This is a genomic window from Rosistilla oblonga (assembly GCF_007751715.1).
GTDB classification, from domain to species: domain Bacteria; phylum Planctomycetota; class Planctomycetia; order Pirellulales; family Pirellulaceae; genus Rosistilla; species Rosistilla oblonga.
The window spans coordinates 4,365,781-4,382,556 of sequence record NZ_CP036292.1; the positions used below are offsets into that span (position 1 = coordinate 4,365,781).

General features: G+C 58.4%; 16 protein-coding genes. 10 read left to right on the forward strand and 6 right to left on the reverse strand.

The annotated features are described in order from the left end of the window. The first annotated feature begins 251 nt into the window (after positions 1 to 251). From CA51_RS15340 to ndk, 4 genes are all read left to right on the forward strand, one after another. Positions 252 to 1,055 carry a tetratricopeptide repeat protein gene (locus tag CA51_RS15340; protein WP_145122050.1) on the forward strand — a complete coding sequence of 268 codons (804 nt, stop codon included), beginning with the start codon at positions 252 to 254 and terminating at the stop codon, positions 1,053 to 1,055. Next, positions 1,036 to 1,305, forward strand: a complete 270-nt coding sequence (locus CA51_RS15345) for a WXG100 family type VII secretion target (protein ID WP_145097372.1) — start codon at positions 1,036 to 1,038, stop codon at positions 1,303 to 1,305. Before CA51_RS15340 ends, CA51_RS15345 begins: the two co-directional genes overlap by 20 nt. 5 nt (positions 1,306 to 1,310) lie before the next feature. Further along, a complete protein-coding gene (locus tag CA51_RS15350) occupies positions 1,311 to 1,808 on the forward strand; it encodes a hypothetical protein (protein ID WP_145122052.1) in 498 nt (165 codons plus the stop codon). Positions 1,809 to 1,956: 148 nt separating this feature from the next. Next, positions 1,957 to 2,415 (forward strand): nucleoside-diphosphate kinase, encoded by a 459-nt coding sequence (gene ndk / locus CA51_RS15355; protein WP_145122053.1) that lies wholly within the window; start codon positions 1,957 to 1,959, stop codon positions 2,413 to 2,415. A 211-nt stretch (positions 2,416 to 2,626) separates the two neighbouring features. On the opposite strand, the gene CA51_RS15360 is transcribed toward ndk, so the two are convergent. The 3 genes from CA51_RS15360 to CA51_RS15370 form a co-directional block, all read right to left on the reverse strand. Continuing rightward, positions 2,627 to 3,637, reverse strand: coding sequence for a DUF1559 domain-containing protein (locus CA51_RS15360; RefSeq protein WP_197451213.1), 1,011 nt, complete (start codon positions 3,635 to 3,637; stop codon positions 2,627 to 2,629). Between the two features lie 501 nt (positions 3,638 to 4,138). Then, the gene (locus CA51_RS15365) at positions 4,139 to 4,765 is read right to left on the reverse strand and encodes a hypothetical protein (RefSeq protein WP_231745720.1); all 627 of its coding nucleotides are present in this window, start codon (positions 4,763 to 4,765) and stop codon (positions 4,139 to 4,141) included. Positions 4,766 to 4,930: 165 nt separating this feature from the next. Beyond that, positions 4,931 to 5,824 (reverse strand): phosphoribosylaminoimidazolesuccinocarboxamide synthase, encoded by an 894-nt coding sequence (locus tag CA51_RS15370; RefSeq protein ID WP_145122057.1) that lies wholly within the window; start codon positions 5,822 to 5,824, stop codon positions 4,931 to 4,933. A 175-nt stretch (positions 5,825 to 5,999) separates the two neighbouring features. Here CA51_RS15370 and CA51_RS15375 point away from each other — a divergent pair, with 175 nt between their 5' ends. Then, positions 6,000 to 7,490, forward strand: coding sequence for an endo-1,4-beta-xylanase (locus tag CA51_RS15375; protein WP_197451214.1), 1,491 nt, complete (start codon positions 6,000 to 6,002; stop codon positions 7,488 to 7,490). A gap of 137 nt (positions 7,491 to 7,627) precedes the next feature. On the opposite strand, the gene CA51_RS15380 is transcribed toward CA51_RS15375, so the two are convergent. Continuing rightward, entirely contained in the window at positions 7,628 to 8,935 is a 1,308-nt protein-coding gene (locus CA51_RS15380) for a Gfo/Idh/MocA family protein (RefSeq protein WP_145122061.1), read from the reverse strand. 308 nt (positions 8,936 to 9,243) lie between these two features. Here CA51_RS15380 and CA51_RS15385 point away from each other — a divergent pair, with 308 nt between their 5' ends. After that, on the forward strand, positions 9,244 to 9,969 hold the full coding sequence (locus CA51_RS15385) for an endonuclease/exonuclease/phosphatase family protein (protein WP_197451215.1): 726 nt from the start codon (positions 9,244 to 9,246) through the stop codon (positions 9,967 to 9,969). A 33-nt stretch (positions 9,970 to 10,002) separates the two neighbouring features. Here CA51_RS15385 and CA51_RS15390 read toward each other — a convergent pair whose 3' ends face one another. Further along, positions 10,003 to 11,118, reverse strand: coding sequence for a hypothetical protein (locus CA51_RS15390; RefSeq protein WP_145122064.1), 1,116 nt, complete (start codon positions 11,116 to 11,118; stop codon positions 10,003 to 10,005). A 100-nt stretch (positions 11,119 to 11,218) separates the two neighbouring features. Next, the gene (locus CA51_RS15395; RefSeq protein WP_145122066.1) at positions 11,219 to 11,656 is read right to left on the reverse strand and encodes a YkgJ family cysteine cluster protein; all 438 of its coding nucleotides are present in this window, start codon (positions 11,654 to 11,656) and stop codon (positions 11,219 to 11,221) included. A 162-nt stretch (positions 11,657 to 11,818) separates the two neighbouring features. Between CA51_RS15395 and CA51_RS15400 the strand changes: the two genes are divergently transcribed. The 4 genes from CA51_RS15400 (at position 11,819) to CA51_RS15415 (ending at position 16,463) form a co-directional block, all read left to right on the forward strand. Continuing rightward, entirely contained in the window at positions 11,819 to 12,670 is an 852-nt protein-coding gene (locus CA51_RS15400; protein ID WP_145122068.1) for a formyltetrahydrofolate deformylase, read from the forward strand. A gap of 181 nt (positions 12,671 to 12,851) precedes the next feature. Beyond that, positions 12,852 to 13,862, forward strand: coding sequence for an endonuclease/exonuclease/phosphatase family protein (locus CA51_RS15405; RefSeq protein WP_145122070.1), 1,011 nt, complete (start codon positions 12,852 to 12,854; stop codon positions 13,860 to 13,862). Positions 13,863 to 13,870: 8 nt separating this feature from the next. Further along, complete coding sequence (locus CA51_RS15410) at positions 13,871 to 14,101, forward strand: RNA-binding S4 domain-containing protein (RefSeq protein ID WP_145122072.1); 231 nt, start codon at positions 13,871 to 13,873, stop codon at positions 14,099 to 14,101. 121 nt (positions 14,102 to 14,222) lie between these two features. Next, the gene (locus CA51_RS15415) at positions 14,223 to 16,463 is read left to right on the forward strand and encodes a TRAP transporter permease (RefSeq protein ID WP_197451216.1); all 2,241 of its coding nucleotides are present in this window, start codon (positions 14,223 to 14,225) and stop codon (positions 16,461 to 16,463) included. Positions 16,464 to 16,776 lie beyond the last annotated feature (313 nt).

Genomic DNA, 16,776 nt, shown 5'->3' on the forward strand with positions numbered 1-16,776 from the left:
CAGCCTGGCCTTTTTTCGTGCCCGGTCCGAAGAAGCGTTCTCGCGAATTGGGAACCTGCGATCTCGGCGACGGAGTCGAATTTTGCCCGCCGTTTCAAGCAGCAGCGTCGATTTGCTGAAATACAAAAACACTGATCGCTCTGCTTGAGTTTCGCGACGGACGCGAAAACATCGGGTAGACTCAAAGGTATGATCCGGCAACCGATCCGCGGCTGTCGGTCACTTTTCGTCATCCACAGGAAACGCAACGCATGTCGGCGGACGCTTCAGGATCTCCTAACTTGGACACCTCGGTCCAGCGACGACAAACGCTCGAGCACTGCATTCGAGATGCGCCGGCGGACGTCGAGCCCTATTTGGAACTGGCTCAGATCCACCGCGCGCTCGACAAACCGATCGAAGCGCAAAAGGTGCTCGAGAAAGCGGTTCGCATCTCCGGCGACCATCCCGAGGTGTTGTGGCAGCTCGAAGAAGCCGAACTCGCTCGCAGCCTGCAGCGATTAAAAGAGTTCAAGGAGCTTCATAACAAACATCCGACGCCCGATGTGACCAGCGATCTTGAACGCGCTCAAAATGAATGGGCGATCCGCCGGGCCGAGGTCTGCCGTAAGCGACTGCAACGCGATCCCAGCCAGACCAATCTTTACATCGTGATGGCTGAAGCGATGTACGAGATGGGGCAATTTGCCGAGGCGGCCGAAGCTTTGGAACCGGCGCTGAACGATCCGCAAGAATGCAGCAAAGCCCATCTGGTTCGCGGGATGTGTCTGCAAGCGACCAACCAGCCGCTCGAAGCGCTCGCTTCGTTTCGCGGAGCGGCTTTGCGGCGAGCGGTCCAGCCAGCGGCCAACATTAAACTGGCGGCGCTTCGTCACGCGGCTGACCTCGCTTCGCGACTGGGGCTGCGGGCGACCTGCAAACGCTATCTCCGCGGCATCCTTCAATTGAATCCCAACGATCACGTTGCAACCCAAACGCTGGCCCGATTGGAAGCCAAAGGGGCGTCCGACATTCACGACCTGGAGACCACTGAAAATGTCCCAAGCAATCGTTAACCCCGACCACCTACGTCAATTCGCCGGGAACCTCAAAGTCTTCACCGAGGAGCTGCAACAACGGGCCGGTTCGCTGTCGTCGCAGATGAATCAATTGGGCGAATCGTGGCGCGATCAACAACATCGTCGCTTCGCCGCAGAATTCGAAGATGAACTGCGGCAGATGGCTCGTTTCGTTCAATCGGCAGAGCAACACATCCCCTATCTGCTTCGCAAAGCGGATCAGATCGATGCCTACCTAAAAGGATAACCGCTGTGTCGAGCGATGTGAAAAGCGTCGACGCACTGCGCAATCTGTACGCGGCGCTGTTGCAATTGTCCGACCACTGCGACGACCACGTGACTCAGCTGCGTCAGTTGGCTCACCGCTTCCACGAGCAGATCACTGTCCAACGGCGGCAGTATTGGCAGTCGCAGTTGCAACTGGCCGAGCGGCGATTGCAGATGGCTCACGAAGCGATGGCCCGCGCCAAGATTTCGCAAGACGCCGCCGACGGGACACGCAACACCGAAGCGGAGATCATGCTGGCGCGGAGCAAAAAGCGGGTCGCATATTGCCTGGATAAGCTAAACGTTTGCAAGCGGATCTCGGCGGAGGTCGACCGCGTGGTCGATCGGTTCATCGGCGAACTCGGCGCGATGTCGGAGCTTTCCGAAAGCGGCCTGCCTCAATCGGCCAATCGACTGGCCGGCTGGATCGATGCTTTGGACCTCTACACCGACAACTCGGGATCCCCGCCGCCGGGACCGTAATGCGGATCGCAAATTGTCGGCCAGCGGAGGCGGTTGGCGTTCTTTCGACATTTTGTATCAGCTGATACGATACCGAGCTCTCGCACCGCCGCCGATCTGGCGGCTGGAATTGCGAATCAACACCACACAAAACTCAGGAGACTGAAGGATGGAGCGTACGCTTGTACTGCTGAAACCCGATTGCGTTCAACGCCGTTTGATGGGCGAGATCATCAGCCGATTCGAAGCCAAGGGGCTGAACATCGTCGGCATGAAGATGATGCACGTGACTCCCGATCTGGCCAAACAACATTATGCAGAGCATGTTGAGAAGCCATTTTACCCAAGCCTGGAGTCGTTCATCACCAGCGCGCCGATCGTCGCATTGGCGATCGACGGGATCGAAGTCATCCGCGTGATGCGCGACCTGCTGGGTGCGACCAACGGTTGCAATGCAGCTCCCGGAACGATCCGTGGCGATTTCAGCAACAGCCGCCAAATGAACCTGGTTCACGCGTCGGACGGCCCCGAAGCTGCCGCTCGCGAACTGGACCTCTACTTCGGCACTGGCGATCTCTGCGATTTCGACCACGTCACCGAAGAGTTCATGCGCGCCGCCGACGAATAGGTCGACCCGCGATCCAATCGCTAAATTCTTTAGGGCCGGTTCTGACCGGCCGATCAAATCGAGCAGCCGCACGGCGCTCGATACGCCGCTGCGGTTCCCCTTGTTTGATCGAAGCCCAAAAGTCGCTCCTGCGCCAGCGGTGAAGATCCAACTTTGTGAGGAGCGAACCTTCGAGTGCCGACGCAGGAGCGGTGATTCCGTTACCGGCGGTCTACAGTTCGCCCGCGATCTCGCCTCCGGATCGTGTTCCGGCAGCTCGCCAAACGCTCAAATCGACTGTCTCGCCGACAAACCGCACGCTGCCATCGACCAACGAAGTCTGCACGCCGCCGGGATGATTGCTGCGGGCGCTAACCAAACCGAAGTTGTGGTAGCCGTTGTGGCAATCGGGCTCTTTCGAATTCGGCGTGTAAAACAGGTTGAACATCGAATCGGCCAAGTGGCCGTTAACCCATTTCGCTCCGCGCTGCCCCGACCACGCCGGTGCCGATCCAGGATCGCAAGCCGCGGTGGTCGTTTGCGTCGCCATCGCCAATTCGACGACGCGGCGGCGGAAATCGTTGTTGGCGGGAGCTGTGTTCTGCCCGTCTCCTAACAACTGCTCGCCAAACGCAATCGTGTGGCTGGTTCCATCGGTAACGTCGCGGAACCCGATCTTCGATTTCGTAAAGAAGATTCCGTCGGCGTTGGAGACCGAACCATCGTCGCTGGCATCGCCGACATTGTTGATTCCCGAACCGCTGGAACCGGGATAGCTGATCCCGCCGTAATCCGATCCGGGAACAAACTCACCATCGCTGGGACAGGTGATAAACGGCAGCCGCTGTTGCGCGGCGGCATCGTTTTGCGCAACCTGCGCGGCGTTGTACCCGCCGCCAAACGCGTTCATTGGTGGCACTTCGTAGACCAACAGATCCTTCAAGTTCGACTGTTCGACAAACGGCAGCAGTTGCGATTGAGGCGACCAAACAAACGGATAACCGAGGCTGCCCGGCGGGAAGACGCGATGCGTCGATTCGTAGTTGTGCATCGCGAGCGTCATCTGTTTCAAATTGTTGGAACACTGCATCCGCCGCGCTGCTTCGCGAGCCGCTTGGACTGCGGGCAGCAACAGCCCAACCAGGATCCCGATGATCGCGATCACGACCAACAGTTCGACGAGGGTGAAACCACGCAAAGGTCGCGGCGCAGTGACGCGACACAAGGTTCGAGAACCGTTCAAAGGAGAGTACATGTTTTTTGTATTGTTAGTTTTGAATTGATTTGTTCGGTCGCAGAGTTGCCACTGGGACAACGCCACGAGATTCGGGAGCGATCAGTCGCGCAAGCACCGCCGCTCCTTATGCCGAATGCAGTTCCGCAAGCCCAACGGCTCGGGAAAACGCAGCAGCGTGGATCGGGAACAGCGAGGGCATTGCCTGTTGGTAACCGTTCCGCATCGCGATGAAACGCGACGGGAATCCGTTACGAACTGGCGCAGCGGCTGACGATCAAATGTTCGTTTCAGAGGGATAGCAGCCAGGCGAACGCATCGTGCGGGATCGCGCGGTCACAACGAAGCTTCTCCGTCCACTTCTCACAACCAAACGTCCGGCAAAGCGGAAGCGTGATGTTGCGGAGTCGCGGACCCTAGAGAATGCAAACGTACTGCCGTGCAGTTCCAGACCGCGGGATCGCGGTCATTCGGTGCGCACCGGTTTGCTAAACACGAAGACTGCCGGACTTAGGGAGCCGGCGGATCGGGACAAGAGACGACCGAGATCGCTCGATCGTTTTGAATGCAGAGAGTGAATAACAGCGGCGGGTCGAAGCTTTCCAACAACGGCTTCGGCCAAGCGACAACAACGCTCGACAAGACCGACCAAAACATTTCGACGCCGCGGCACTTGGCGGCATCTTCTAGTCGCACGACTCGCAACGCGACAGAACCCTCGTCGCCAGTGGCGTCTGCTTTTTCAGCAGGCTGAGCCGCCCCGGTCGAACAGACCGATCGATCGCCCGAACAGCAGCAGCTTTTCTTGGGCGTCGCCGAATGAGCCAATTGATCCGCGGTGGTGCGTTGCTGGGCAGCGACGCGCTCGACGAGGAATCGAGGCGGGTCGACGTCGTTTTTCGCCGCCCACTGCAGCTTTTCGACATCGGAGTGACAGCAGCACTTATCCCAACAATATTCGGCCGTCGCACAGCCGCAGGCGCAGTGCTCGCAAGGGAACCGACCATCTTTGGGGGCGGTGGGAGCGACGACTGGAATTCCCACGATGCTGCACGAAACCGCGATCAGCAAAACGATGCTGACGACGCGTTTCCAGCGAAAGAATTCGCGCAAGCGTGCTAGGGAATGTGCAAACAAGACAGGCCAGACGTATTTAATAACGAACCAAATCGATAGGGCTCGCTCCTCACCCCCGCCATCCTACTCACGACGGCAGCAATCGTAAAGCGAAGGTAGTTCGCCCGGCTCCGTGGTCAACTGTCGCATCGCAGCCGGTCGGTTTGCCGTCGCGATCGCCCGCGATTAGGTCAAGATGTCGAGCGCTTCGCGATACTTTTCGCCCGTTCGCTGCACCACATCGGCGGGCAACGTCGGCGGTGGACTGTTGCGGTCCCAATCGGTTTCCGAAAGCCACTCGCGAACGTATTGCTTGTCGAACGACGGTTGAGAGTGTCCCGGTTCGTAGCTCGACTTGGGCCAGAAACGTGAGCTGTCAGGCGTCAAAACCTCGTCGATCAGGATCACTTCGCCATCGACCAGGCCCCATTCAAACTTGGTGTCGGCGATCAAGATCCCGCGCTCGGCTGCATGGTCCGCTGCGGTGGTGTAGACCTGAAGACTCAACCGCCGCAGCAGTTCGGTCTGTTCCGCACCGATCGCAGCCGACATGACCTCGGTGGAGACGTTTTCATCATGCCCTGTCTCCGCTTTGGTCGCCGGGGTGAAGATCGGTTCGGGCAAACGATCGCACTGCCGCAGACCAGCTGGCAAGTCGATCCCGCAGATCGCTCCGCTTTGCTGATATTCTGCCCAGCCCGATCCCTCGATAAAACCGCGGATCACGCATTCGAAAGGGACGACTTGCGCCTTGCGAACGACCATGATTCGGTCGGCGAGGACCGACGCATCGATCCCCAAATCGATCACCTGCTGCGGAACTTCGCAGCTAATCAGATGATTGGCGACCTGCAGATGATCGAACCAAAACCGGCTCATCGCCGTCAGGATGCTCCCTTTATTAGGAATTCCATTGGGCAGAATCCAATCGAAAGCACTGATTCGGTCGGTGCTGACGATCAGCAGGCTGTCGCCGAGGTCATACACATCGCGAACTTTTCCCGATTGCCCCGGAAGTGGCAGATGCGTTCGTAACAGGGCACCGTTGGAATCGAATTCGAATGGGTCGTTGCTGGTCAACGTGAGCGTCCTAATAGCGTTGAGGAGGGATGCGGGGAGACGATTCTAGCATTTGAGCCAGCGATTGCACGAGTAGCGCAAGCGGTTGCGGAATTGAAAAATGGTCCGCGCTACGTTAAATTTTCCTAGGCAACCGCATTGGCTTCTGTTCGTTAACATCACCGCAAGGCACCGGATGGGTCTGTTCCGTTTTGAAGTTCCCGAATCATTTCGGGCATCAGTACCCCATTGGGAAGCTGCGTATATCTCGGGAATCGAAGGCATTCCTTGGTTTGGCAGAGTCACGTGGAAAGATGACCAGCTGCTGATTCAACGCAATATCGACGAGTCGGGAAAGATCTCCATTCCCTGGCCGATCGCTGACAGCGGCCCCCGCGTGTTGCAATCGTGCAGTCTGCGACAGCGCGATACTCCCTATTTCCTGCCGCTGGAACTGGCTCGCGGGGCGTGCAGCAACATTCGCGGCCAAGCCGATCAGTGGCAGCGGAGCGGGATGCGATTGCCCGATGCGTACCAGTCGCGGCTGACCGAAGGGATCGACCGATTTCTCGATGCCGCTCAAAGCTATCCGCTGAGCGCCCGGACGGCTGAGTTGTCCGACGCTTCGCTGGCCGCGCTGCAACAAGCCTCCGACGCCTTAGTCGACACTTACGCCGCGCAAGCGTTGGCCTACCGCAAGAACAACGAACGCCAGTTGGGAACTCTCGCGGCCGCCTACATCGCTCCCCCGGGACCGATGACGCCGGGGCTGGAACAGGCCTACCTCGACGCCTTCAACACAATCGCCATCCGCACCAATTGGACCGCTGTCGAAAGCGACATGGGCAAATTGGACTTCGAGCAGTTTGATCCGCTGTTCGATTGGAGCCACCAGCACGGGCTGCGCGTCTGCGCCGGACCGCTGTTCGATTTCCAGCAGAAACAACTGCCCCACTGGATCTATTTGTTAGAAGAGGATTTCGACGGGTTGCTGGATACGGTCAGCCGATACGTCGCAACGGCGGTGCAACGCTACCGCGGCAAGGTCCAACTGTGGCACGCGGTGTCCGGATTAAACACCGCGGGCCCGATCAAATTGGACGAAGAACAGGTGATGCGTTTGGCGGTTGCGGTGATCCAGGAGATCCGCCGCCACGATAACCGCACGCCGATCCTGATCAGCGTCGACCAACCTTGGGGCGAATATCTCAGCAAATCGTCCGACGGCATTTCTCCGCTGCACTTCGTCGACGCCTTGGTCCGTTCGAACCTGGGTATCGCGGGCATCGGTCTCGAGATGCGGATGAATTATTGGCCCGAGGGGACGCTTCCGCGGAGCATCCTGGACGTCAGCCAACAGATCGACCGCTGGGCTCAGTTGGGACTGCCGCTGCTGGCGCAGATCTCCGTCCCCGCGATCGCGGAATCGGAAGCCAACACGCCGCGGAACGCACTGCCGATCGCTTTGGGACCCGAAGGTCAATCGACCGCCGCGGATCAACTGGCTTATGCGAGTCGGTTGACGCGGATGCTGCTGGCCAAACAGATGGTCCACGGCGTCTTTTGGGAAAGCTGGGACGACCGCCAAGCCCATTCGATGCCGGGGGCAGGGCTTGTCGATTCGCACGGCAAACCGCGTCCGCTGTTGAACGAACTGGCAAGTCTCCGCCGCCAGTTTTTGTTTTAAGCCCTAACCAATCGTGGGCCACTTTGCTTTGCCGGAACCGACGGCGAGGGCACTCTGCAAAAAACAACGCCATCGAATCGTGAGACTCGATGGCGCTGTCGGTATTAGCGTTCGTTAGGTTTGCAAATCTCAGGCGATTAGCTGACTTCCCAACCCTTGCGGTATTCTTTGCTCAGGTACTTGTCGGCTTCGGGGCAATTGGTCGCCTTCAGCGCCGCCGCGTCCCACTGCAGTTCCTTGCCAGTACGGTAGGCAACGTTGCCCAACAGAACCGTTTCGGTCAGAGCGCCCGAATAATCGAAGTTGCATGTGGTTGGCGAACCATCCTTGCACGCTTTGATCCATTCGGCGTGGTGCCCGATCGATTTAGGGATCGTTTGTTCGGGCGGTTGGAAGCCAGCAAACTTCTCTTTCGGGAACAGCTTGTAGCTGCCGTAGTTGGCGAACATCTTGCCTTCGGTTCCGACAAACATCACGCCGCTGCCGGGAACGCGTTCGCCCGCAACTTCGCGAGGCGTCATGTTGCCGTCGTACCAAGTCAGTTTGACAGGAGCCAAGTCGCCGCGTTTGGCGAACTGGTATTCGACTTTCAAACCGAGCGGGCAGGTTTCCGGATGAACCTCGGGGCCCTCGGCGCTGATCGTGGTTGGGTGCTTCAGATCCAAAGCCCAGAACGGCAGATCCATGTAGTGGCAAGCCATGTCGCCCAGGGTTCCTTGGCCGAAGTCCCACCAACGTCGCCATTGTGCAGGGTGGTAGCGTCCAGCGACATAAGGACGTTCGGGAGCTGGGCCCAACCACAGATCCCAATCGAGGCTCGCTGGTGGTTGTTCGCCACCTTCGGGTCGCTCGCCGCCGCCCCAGCCTTTACCGACCCAAACGTGGACATCGGTCACATCGCCCAAGATGCCCGCTTTGACGATCTCGGACACGCGGCGGTAGTTGTCGCCGGCGTGGATCTGAGTTCCCAACTGCGTCGCGACGCCCTTGGCTCGAGCCGCTTCGGTGATGATGCGAGCTTCGGTGACGGTGTGGGTCAGCGGTTTTTCGCAGTAGCAGTGCAGGCCGGCGTTGATCGCTCGCAGCGAAGCGGGAGCGTGGTTGTGGTCGGCGTTACCGATCACGATCGCGTCAGCGTTGCCAGCTTCCTTGTCGATCATCTCGCGATAATCGCTGTACAGCTTGGCCCCTTTGAACTGAGCCGCGGCGCGATCGAGGTAGTTCTTGTCGATGTCGCACAGCCCCACAATGTCTTCGCCCTTGACCCCATCGATGTCGGCAGCGGCGCGGTTGGCGGTTCCGACGCACAAGATTTTCAGTTTATTGTTTGCCGAGGTCGACTCTTTAGCGGAGGTTTCGCTCCACACGCCGCTCGACAGCACAGCCGCCGCGGCGCCGGAGGATTGCACGAATCGTCGTCGATTCAATGAGGATCGTTTTGTCATCAGGTAGGGTTCCAAATATCGAAGGTAGGAAAAACGGCAGGAGTTTGACGCTGTCAACGGAACGACAGTTGCACCCATGATAACGTAAAATTTTCATGAGGTTTGCCAGCTCGCGCAACAAAAAGCCCAATTTTTGCTGGCTCGCCCGCCTGGGTAGTCCACCAATCCGCAAGCGGGACAGGCCGTCAGCGGATCGTCTCCGCTATGGTATAAACATCCCCAAATCTCAACTCCGCGACCGTATCGCTTGTATGTTTGATCGGCTCGGCGAGACTTCCAATCCACAGCAACCCGTATCGATCCGCCTCATGCAATTTCGATTGACCACCTACAACATCCACAAAGGCATCGGCGGAGTCGATCGTCGCTATGATCCCGACCGGATCGTGCAGGCGGTTGGACACTGCAATCCCGACATCCTGTTTTTGCAGGAGGTCGACGATGGCGTGCCGAGATCGCGGCACGATCGCCAAGTCGAAGTGCTGGGAGAGGCGTTGGGGCTGAAGCACCACATCTATCAACGCAACGTCAAACTGAAAGTCGGTCACTACGGGAACGCGATCTTGAGTCGCTTTCCGCTGACGGATCATCAGGATATCGATTTGACGATCCCGATGAAAAAGAAGCGGCGGGCGCTGGCGGCGCATTGCCGAATGCAGATCGATGGGCACAGCCGCACGGTTCTGCTGTTGAACGTCCACCTGGGGCTAGCCGGTTTTGAACGCAAGATGCAACTGCGTCGACTGCTGGCGACCGAACTGGTTCGTCGCACGCATCAGGAGACGGCGGTGCTGCTGGCGGGCGACTTCAACGATGTCTGGGGCAACTTGGGGCGTGGGATCCTCGACACCGGAGGTTTCCAATCGGCGACCGGACTGCACAAGACGTTCCCCGCCTTCATGCCGATGCGACCGTTGGACCGGGTCTACTTCCGCGGCAACATGAGCATCGACCACGGCTTTGCCTCGCGAACCGATATCGCTCGGCGAGCCTCCGACCATCTGCCGCTGGTCGCCGACTGTATCCTGCAATAACGTCGACCGCCCGTGCCCGAACAACCGCCGCGATCAATCGATCACCGATTGCGGCTTTCTGGGCGGCGGCGGATTTGGATTTTTCGGTAGCGGTGGTCCCAGTTCGACACCGCCGACGTGCGTCGTATAGAGCCAGTCTTGCGGTTGCGGATCCCAACCGGCCAGCATCCCGGCGTCTTGGAAGATCCCACGAGCTGTCAGGTAGATGTCGAAGCTGTCGGGCAGGACGTAGAACCGAGCGTAATATTTGGTGACGTCGAGGTTCGATAGATAGTCTCTTCGAATCACCGAGCGCTTGTTCAAAAGTGCGGTTGCGACGGCGCCACGCTTCTCCCGCGGGTGGAATCGCATCCGTGGATAGCGGTTCGATTGGACGTAATATTCCACGTCGAAGAACGCATCCTGGTCCTTCTTCTCGCCAGCGAAGATCGCTGTAAATTTCTCGGGGTCGATGCCGACTTTAGGATCCCGGTCCATGTTGCCACGGGCGACGATCGCCTTGGCGATTTTGACGGCTCGCTCGCGAAACGCTTCGACGTTGATCGGGTAGACGGCGTTGCCACTGCACAAAAACGAAGCCTGCTTGGCTCCCGGCGGTGCCGGACGCGGGTTGGGGATGCTGACCTTGATGTCAGCTGGGCGGGCGCGGATCGGCGTCTTGTCGAGCATCGCTTCGATCTGAGCTTTGCGATCCAGCGAGGTGCTGATCAACTTCGTCAGCTCCTCACGCTTGCCGGTCGTTTCGGCGATCTTCTTTTTTGCCTCTTCCGCCGCCTTCTGCTGCTGTTCGATCTTTAAGGCGTACTGCTCCTGTTCCTTCTTGGCATCCTCGCGGGCCTTTTTCTGCCGAGCCAACAGGTCCTTCAGCTTCTGCAGTTCTTCCTTCTGCTTGTCGGCGTCGATGTCTTGGGGAGCGACCAGGATCCGTTCGAGTTCGTTTTTCTCTTCCTCTTTCTCGACGAGTTCCTTCTTAGCCTGTTCCAGCTTCTCGGCATCGACGACAGTTTCCGAACGGATGCGACTGACCACTTCGGTCACGCTCATCTGCGTCACGATCAATACAAGCACCAAGATGCCGACGACATTGGTCATCGTATCGAGCAGCGAATCCAAGCCGCCGTCATCATCATCTTCAGCGGGGCGTCTCATCTAACGGGTTCCGAACGGATTTGAAAAGAGTGCAAACGACATTCAAATATTGTAACCAGGACTGCCGGCTTTGCAGAGTTTTTATCGGCGAGCGGCAGGGCTATGCAATCGGCAACGCCGCGGGTTTGCGGCTGCGAAGCGATTCGTATTCGTGCCCGTACATGGCGTCCATGTAATCCTGGACCTGTTCGGGAGTTTCAAAGTACTGGTCGTAGACCCAAGTATCTTCGTATTCACATTCCGCAGTCGTGTAGTCGCGGCAGATCTGCGGCCTGGTTTCGTAGATTCCGCAGCGATGGTCTTCTTGCAAATGTTTGCAGGTCGTGTGGACCAACAGATACCACGTATCCCCTTCGACAAACATGCTCGCTCGGTCGTGCAACAGATACCAGCGGATGAAATCGAGGTCCTGACGATTCTCGGGAGTGTCGATCGGCAGTGCGAAATAGCGGCAGCACTTGGCGCTGCAATAATCGCACAGGCTTTCCCCTTTGGGAACAAGTTCACGCGGGATGCGTTTAGGTCTCGGTGCGGTCATGGCGTGGCGACGTTTTCGTTGCAGGCGGTTCGGCTTCGATGGAAGTTCCTGGATGTTGTTGTCGGCCATTATAAGGTGGCTGATCGAAACCGGCTACAGTCGATATACTTGGCAACTGTCCCGATATGACCTCCCGGCTGGCAAACAAGTAGAACCAAAATCATGGACGTTGTTATCACCGCCCTTGGCCCCGACAATGTTGGGCTCGCCGACCCGATCATTCACTACGTGACCGGCCAAGGCGCATCGCTTTCCGAAATCCAGATGTACGACCACGACGAGGCGCAGTTGTTTGCGATGCTCTGCCGGCTGCACCTGCCCGACGGCCGGCTGGATCTGCTGGAACAAGCGATGCAGAAGATCGCTGAGAAGACGGGGCTGGCGATTCGAGTTTGGAGTCCCGACAAACGAGCCGATCGGCCGCGGATCGCGCTCTGCACCACCTACCGCACCGAAACGCCGAGGGCTGTTTTGCAGGCGGTTCGCGATGGCCGGATCCGCGCCGAAGTGGCCGTTGTGATCGGCAATCGCAAGAAGTGCCAACCGTTGGCCGAGGAGTTTGGCGTTCCGTTCGAACTGATCGGCGAGGCGGACGGCAGCGCCAACGAAGACGCCATGGTTCAGATGTTCGATCGCTACGAGATCGACTACGTTGTCTTAGCACGCTACATGCGGATCCTGCCGCCGGAGACGTGCTGGCAGTTCGCGGGGGGGCGAATCATCAACCTGCACCATGGATTGCTGCCCGGTTTTCCCGGCTTCCGCCCCTACCACGACGCCTATGCCGCGCGGATGTTGACCTTTGGTGCGACGTGTCACTTCATCATCCCCGAACTGGATGCCGGGAATCAAACGATCAACCAAGAGACCTTTGCGGTCCGGCCGGGGACGCCGTTGGAAGAGGTGATCCGGCGAGGCGAACAGGTCAACGAGCCCTCTTGCCTGGTCGAAGGAGTTCGTCGCGTGATCGATCGAGAAGTCAAACTGCACTTTCACCGCGTTGTCGTCAGCTGATCGCTGTAGGGTTACATCCGGTCTTCCCACCGGAGGTATCAGCCGCCACAAAAACTTATTTGCTCTGCCTGATCACCGGTACCTAAGCTTCCGCCGGTAGCCGTTGGACTATACTGGGGCGTTCCCAAATCGCTGCACGTCGCAGCTGCGTTGTCCGCCGCCGCTTGCTGGAGAGTCATCGATGCACCGTTTGATCTGCGTCCTGTTGTGCTTCCAAGCTGTCGCCGCCTACGCCGACGAATCGGCGGACGATTTCGTCGTCATGTCGTGGAATCTCGAATGGTTCTTCGACAGCCAGCCGCGGGACAACCGCAGCGATCTGGCCCGCGAGATGTCGGCGCCCGATCGCCCTAACTGGGACTGGCGTCGCGATGCCGTCGCCGCATCGATCGCGTCGGTCCGCCCCGACGTTGTCGCGCTGCAGGAAGTTGAAAGCAGCAAAGTCATGGGCTACCTGACGACAACTTTGGAAGACGACCACGACCAGAAGTTTCGCTTCGTCTGTTTTGATGGAGCCGAACCGTTCACCGAACAGGACGTCGCGCTTCTGTATGCCGACAACGTTTGGCTGCGCCGGTCGGGACTCAACGGCCAATCGCGGAAGATGCACGCCAGCGGCGACTACTACAACGTCTTCAAACATCTAGAAGCCGAACTGGAAATCGGTCGGCCGAGTGATCCCGAAGTCGTGACGGTGATCAATCTGCATCTGCGAGCTCGCGCCGAACGAGCGGACATCCGGATTCGCCAAGCGCGACTCGTCCACACTTGGATCGCCGATCGAGTCGCTGCCGGAGAGAACGTGATCGTGCTGGGCGATCTGAATACCGAAGAACCTGCCGAGGGCGTCCGCGATGACAGCGACCTCGCGATCCTGTGCGGGAAACATACTCCACGAACCGACGACGACCTGATCGATCTGCACCCGCGGTTGTCCGTCGACCAACGGCAAACGCACCTGTTGGCCGGCAAAGCGTTCGACCGGATCCTGGTCAGCCCCGCCATGATCGAAGACGATCCCGACCGCGTCGACCTGGTCCTGCGATCGGTGCAGCGACCTCGAGAACTATCGGTCAAAGGAGATGGGCCCGATGAACAGGATGCCCACTGGAACGCCTACTGGCAAATCGATTCAAATCAACGCGATCTCAGCGACCACTGGCCTGTGGTCGCCCGCTTTCAACTCAAGTGAACCACCCCATGAACCAAGATGTTTCCAACGACCCCAGCACGGACGATGAAGATTCGATTCGGTTGGACAACTTTATCAAATTGACAGGCGTCGTCGGGACCGGCGGCCAAGCCAAGATGTTGATTCAAAATGGCGAGGTCACGGTCAATGGCGAAGTCGAAACGCGGCGTCGCAAAAAGTTGACGATTGGCGACGAGATCGAAGTCTTCGGAGAAGTCTTCCGCGTCGAACAGGATTAGCTAGAATCAGCAGCTTGTCGCAGCAAGCGGTCCCGTCGTCGTGGCCGCTTGCACAGCGATTCCCTCAGCCGCCCACCCCGCCCTTTCCGCTCTGGAACGTAACCACTCAAAGGATCCGTCCGTGACCCAAGAAGCGAATCTATTGGATCGCACTCGACGCTTTGCCATTACCGCGTTGGGCGTGTTTTTGTGTTTGTTCACGCTGTTCGAAGTCAATTACAACTTGATGCAACCGCAGTCGTCGCTGGCTGTGTTTGTCGGCGTTGGGCTTGCGCTCTGCTATTTGACCTTTCCGCTGCACAAGCGGTTTGCCAACGTTCAATCGATGCGTCTGATCGACGTGGTGTTAGCGATCGCAGCGGCCGGATGTTGCGGATACGTCGTCGTGCAAACCGAACCGCTCTTTGAGAGCCTGTGGTCCGACGGGATCTCGCTGGGCAACCGGGCTGGTGCCGAAACGACCGCCGACTTTGTTGTCGGGCTGATCGGATTGGCGCTGGTTCTCGAAGCGACTCGCCGCAGCATCGGACTGATCGTTCCGCTGCTGGCGCTGTTTTTTGTCGCCCACTCTTATTACTGCTACGGCAGCCTGCGGTACGACTGGGTCGCGATGCCCGATTGGATGCTGCCACACGCCGGGCAAAACGTCAAAGATATCGTCAGCACGACGTTCCTGCAGTCGTTGGGCGTGTTTGGCCCCGCGGCGAGCGTGATGTTTAAATATGTCTTCCTGTTTGTCGTCTTTGGCGCCTTCCTGGAGATGTCGGGAGCGACGCAGTTCATCATCGATTTTGCGACCAAAGTGTTCGGCAAAATCCGTGGCGGACCAGCGATGGTTTCGGTTGTCGCCAGCGGCTTGATGGGCTCGCTGTCGGGCAGTGCGGTCGCTAACGCGGTGACCACCGGAACGTTTACGATTCCGATGATGCGAAGCGCTCGGTTCCCGAACTACATCGCCGGCGGCATCACCGCCGCGGCAGCTTCCGGCGGCGCATTGGTTCCGCCGGTAATGGGTGCCGGTGCGTACATGATGCTGGAATTGGTGCAGCCGCAGGTCACATTCCTGACGATCATGAAAGCCGCTCTGCTGCCGGCGATTCTGTATTACGTGTCGATCCTGGCTGTTGTGTTCCTGTACTCGCGGCGTCTGGGAGCCGAGGGGCTCGACACGCAAGAGGTCAGCAAAAAGAAGCTGTCCGGTTTCGAAGCGATGGTCTTTTTCGGAGCCCTCGGAACTTTGATCGGCCTGCTGATCGCTGGCTTCTCGCCGTTCCGCAGCGTGACAGGAGCGCTAGCGGTGATCTTGGTCTTCGCCACGCTTCGCAAAGAACTTGCGATCAGCGCGTCGGCTCGCTGGATGGCGTTTTTCAGTTTCTTCGCCGTGCTGTTGCTGCATCAAGCGACGATCTTTGTCCACGATTCGGTCCCCTCGGGACTGCAGACGTTTATGGCCAGTTCATGGATCCATCCGACCAGCGGTGAATTTAGCCCGCTGTTGATGGTTGGTTCGCTGTTGGAATCGGCGATCGTCGGGATGTTTGGGCTGCTGATCTTTGGCCTGATTCATCCCGCGTGGCGTCCGGAGATGACGTCGGCGATGACCAAGTCGGCCAAAAATGGGATCTCGTTGGTCGCCGCGAGTGCCTGCGTCGGAATCATCATCGGGATCGTCCAACAGACCGGAATCGCAACCGATTTCAGTTCGGTCATCAAAGGCGTGGTCGAAACGAATCTGTTCCTCGCCCTGCTCGGCATCATGGTCTGTTCGTTGATCCTGGGAATGGGTGTTCCCTCGGTCGTCTGTTATCTGTTGATGGCGACGTTGATGGGATCGCTGCTGGGCGAATTGGGAGTGATCCCGTTGGTCGCTCACCTGTTCATCTTCTACTTCGGCATGATGTCGATGGTCACGCCGCCGGTGGCATTAGCCGGGTACGCGAGTGCTTCGATTGCCGAGGCGCCGATCATGAAGACCTCGTTTGCCGCGTTCCGGTTCTCGTTAGTCGGATTTACGTTGCCGTTTATGTTTGTCTACCGGCCGGCGTTGTGCCTGTTGGCTCCCGATGGCCAATCCCCCACGGCGTTTGCGATCGCCCACGCGTTGACCGCCGCGACGATTGGGATCCTTGCCCTGGCAGGATGCATCGCGGGCTACTTCCGCAACAGTCTGTCGGTCTTCGAACGGGTGCTGATGTTCATATCAGCCGCACTATTGTTGGCACCGATCACCAAGATCGGCGAGGTCCGCGTCGGACTGACCATCGACATCGTCGGCGCGATCCTGTTCTTCGCCGTCGTCACGATCAACGCCCTCCGCCGGCCGACAACAACCAACGGCCCGCAAGAAATCGCGAGCGAATAGAAGCGACTCAGCAAACCGTAGCGAAGCAACGTCAAGCGATGTCCTGGGACGCCATTACGTCCCAGGACGGCAGCATCCAATCGCTTCAAACCGCGAACGCGATATCTGTGAAAAGTCGCGAAGCGACGACATGAGATAGCCTGGCGACGCAAGTCCCAGGACAGGCAAGCCAACAACGCCAAAGCCTTCTGCCCCCAAACGCGACATCTATCCCCAGTCGTGAAGCGACGACATGAGATAGCCTAGCGACGCAAGTCCCAGGACAACCAAGCCAACAACCCCATAGCGTTCCGCCCCTAACGCGACATCTATC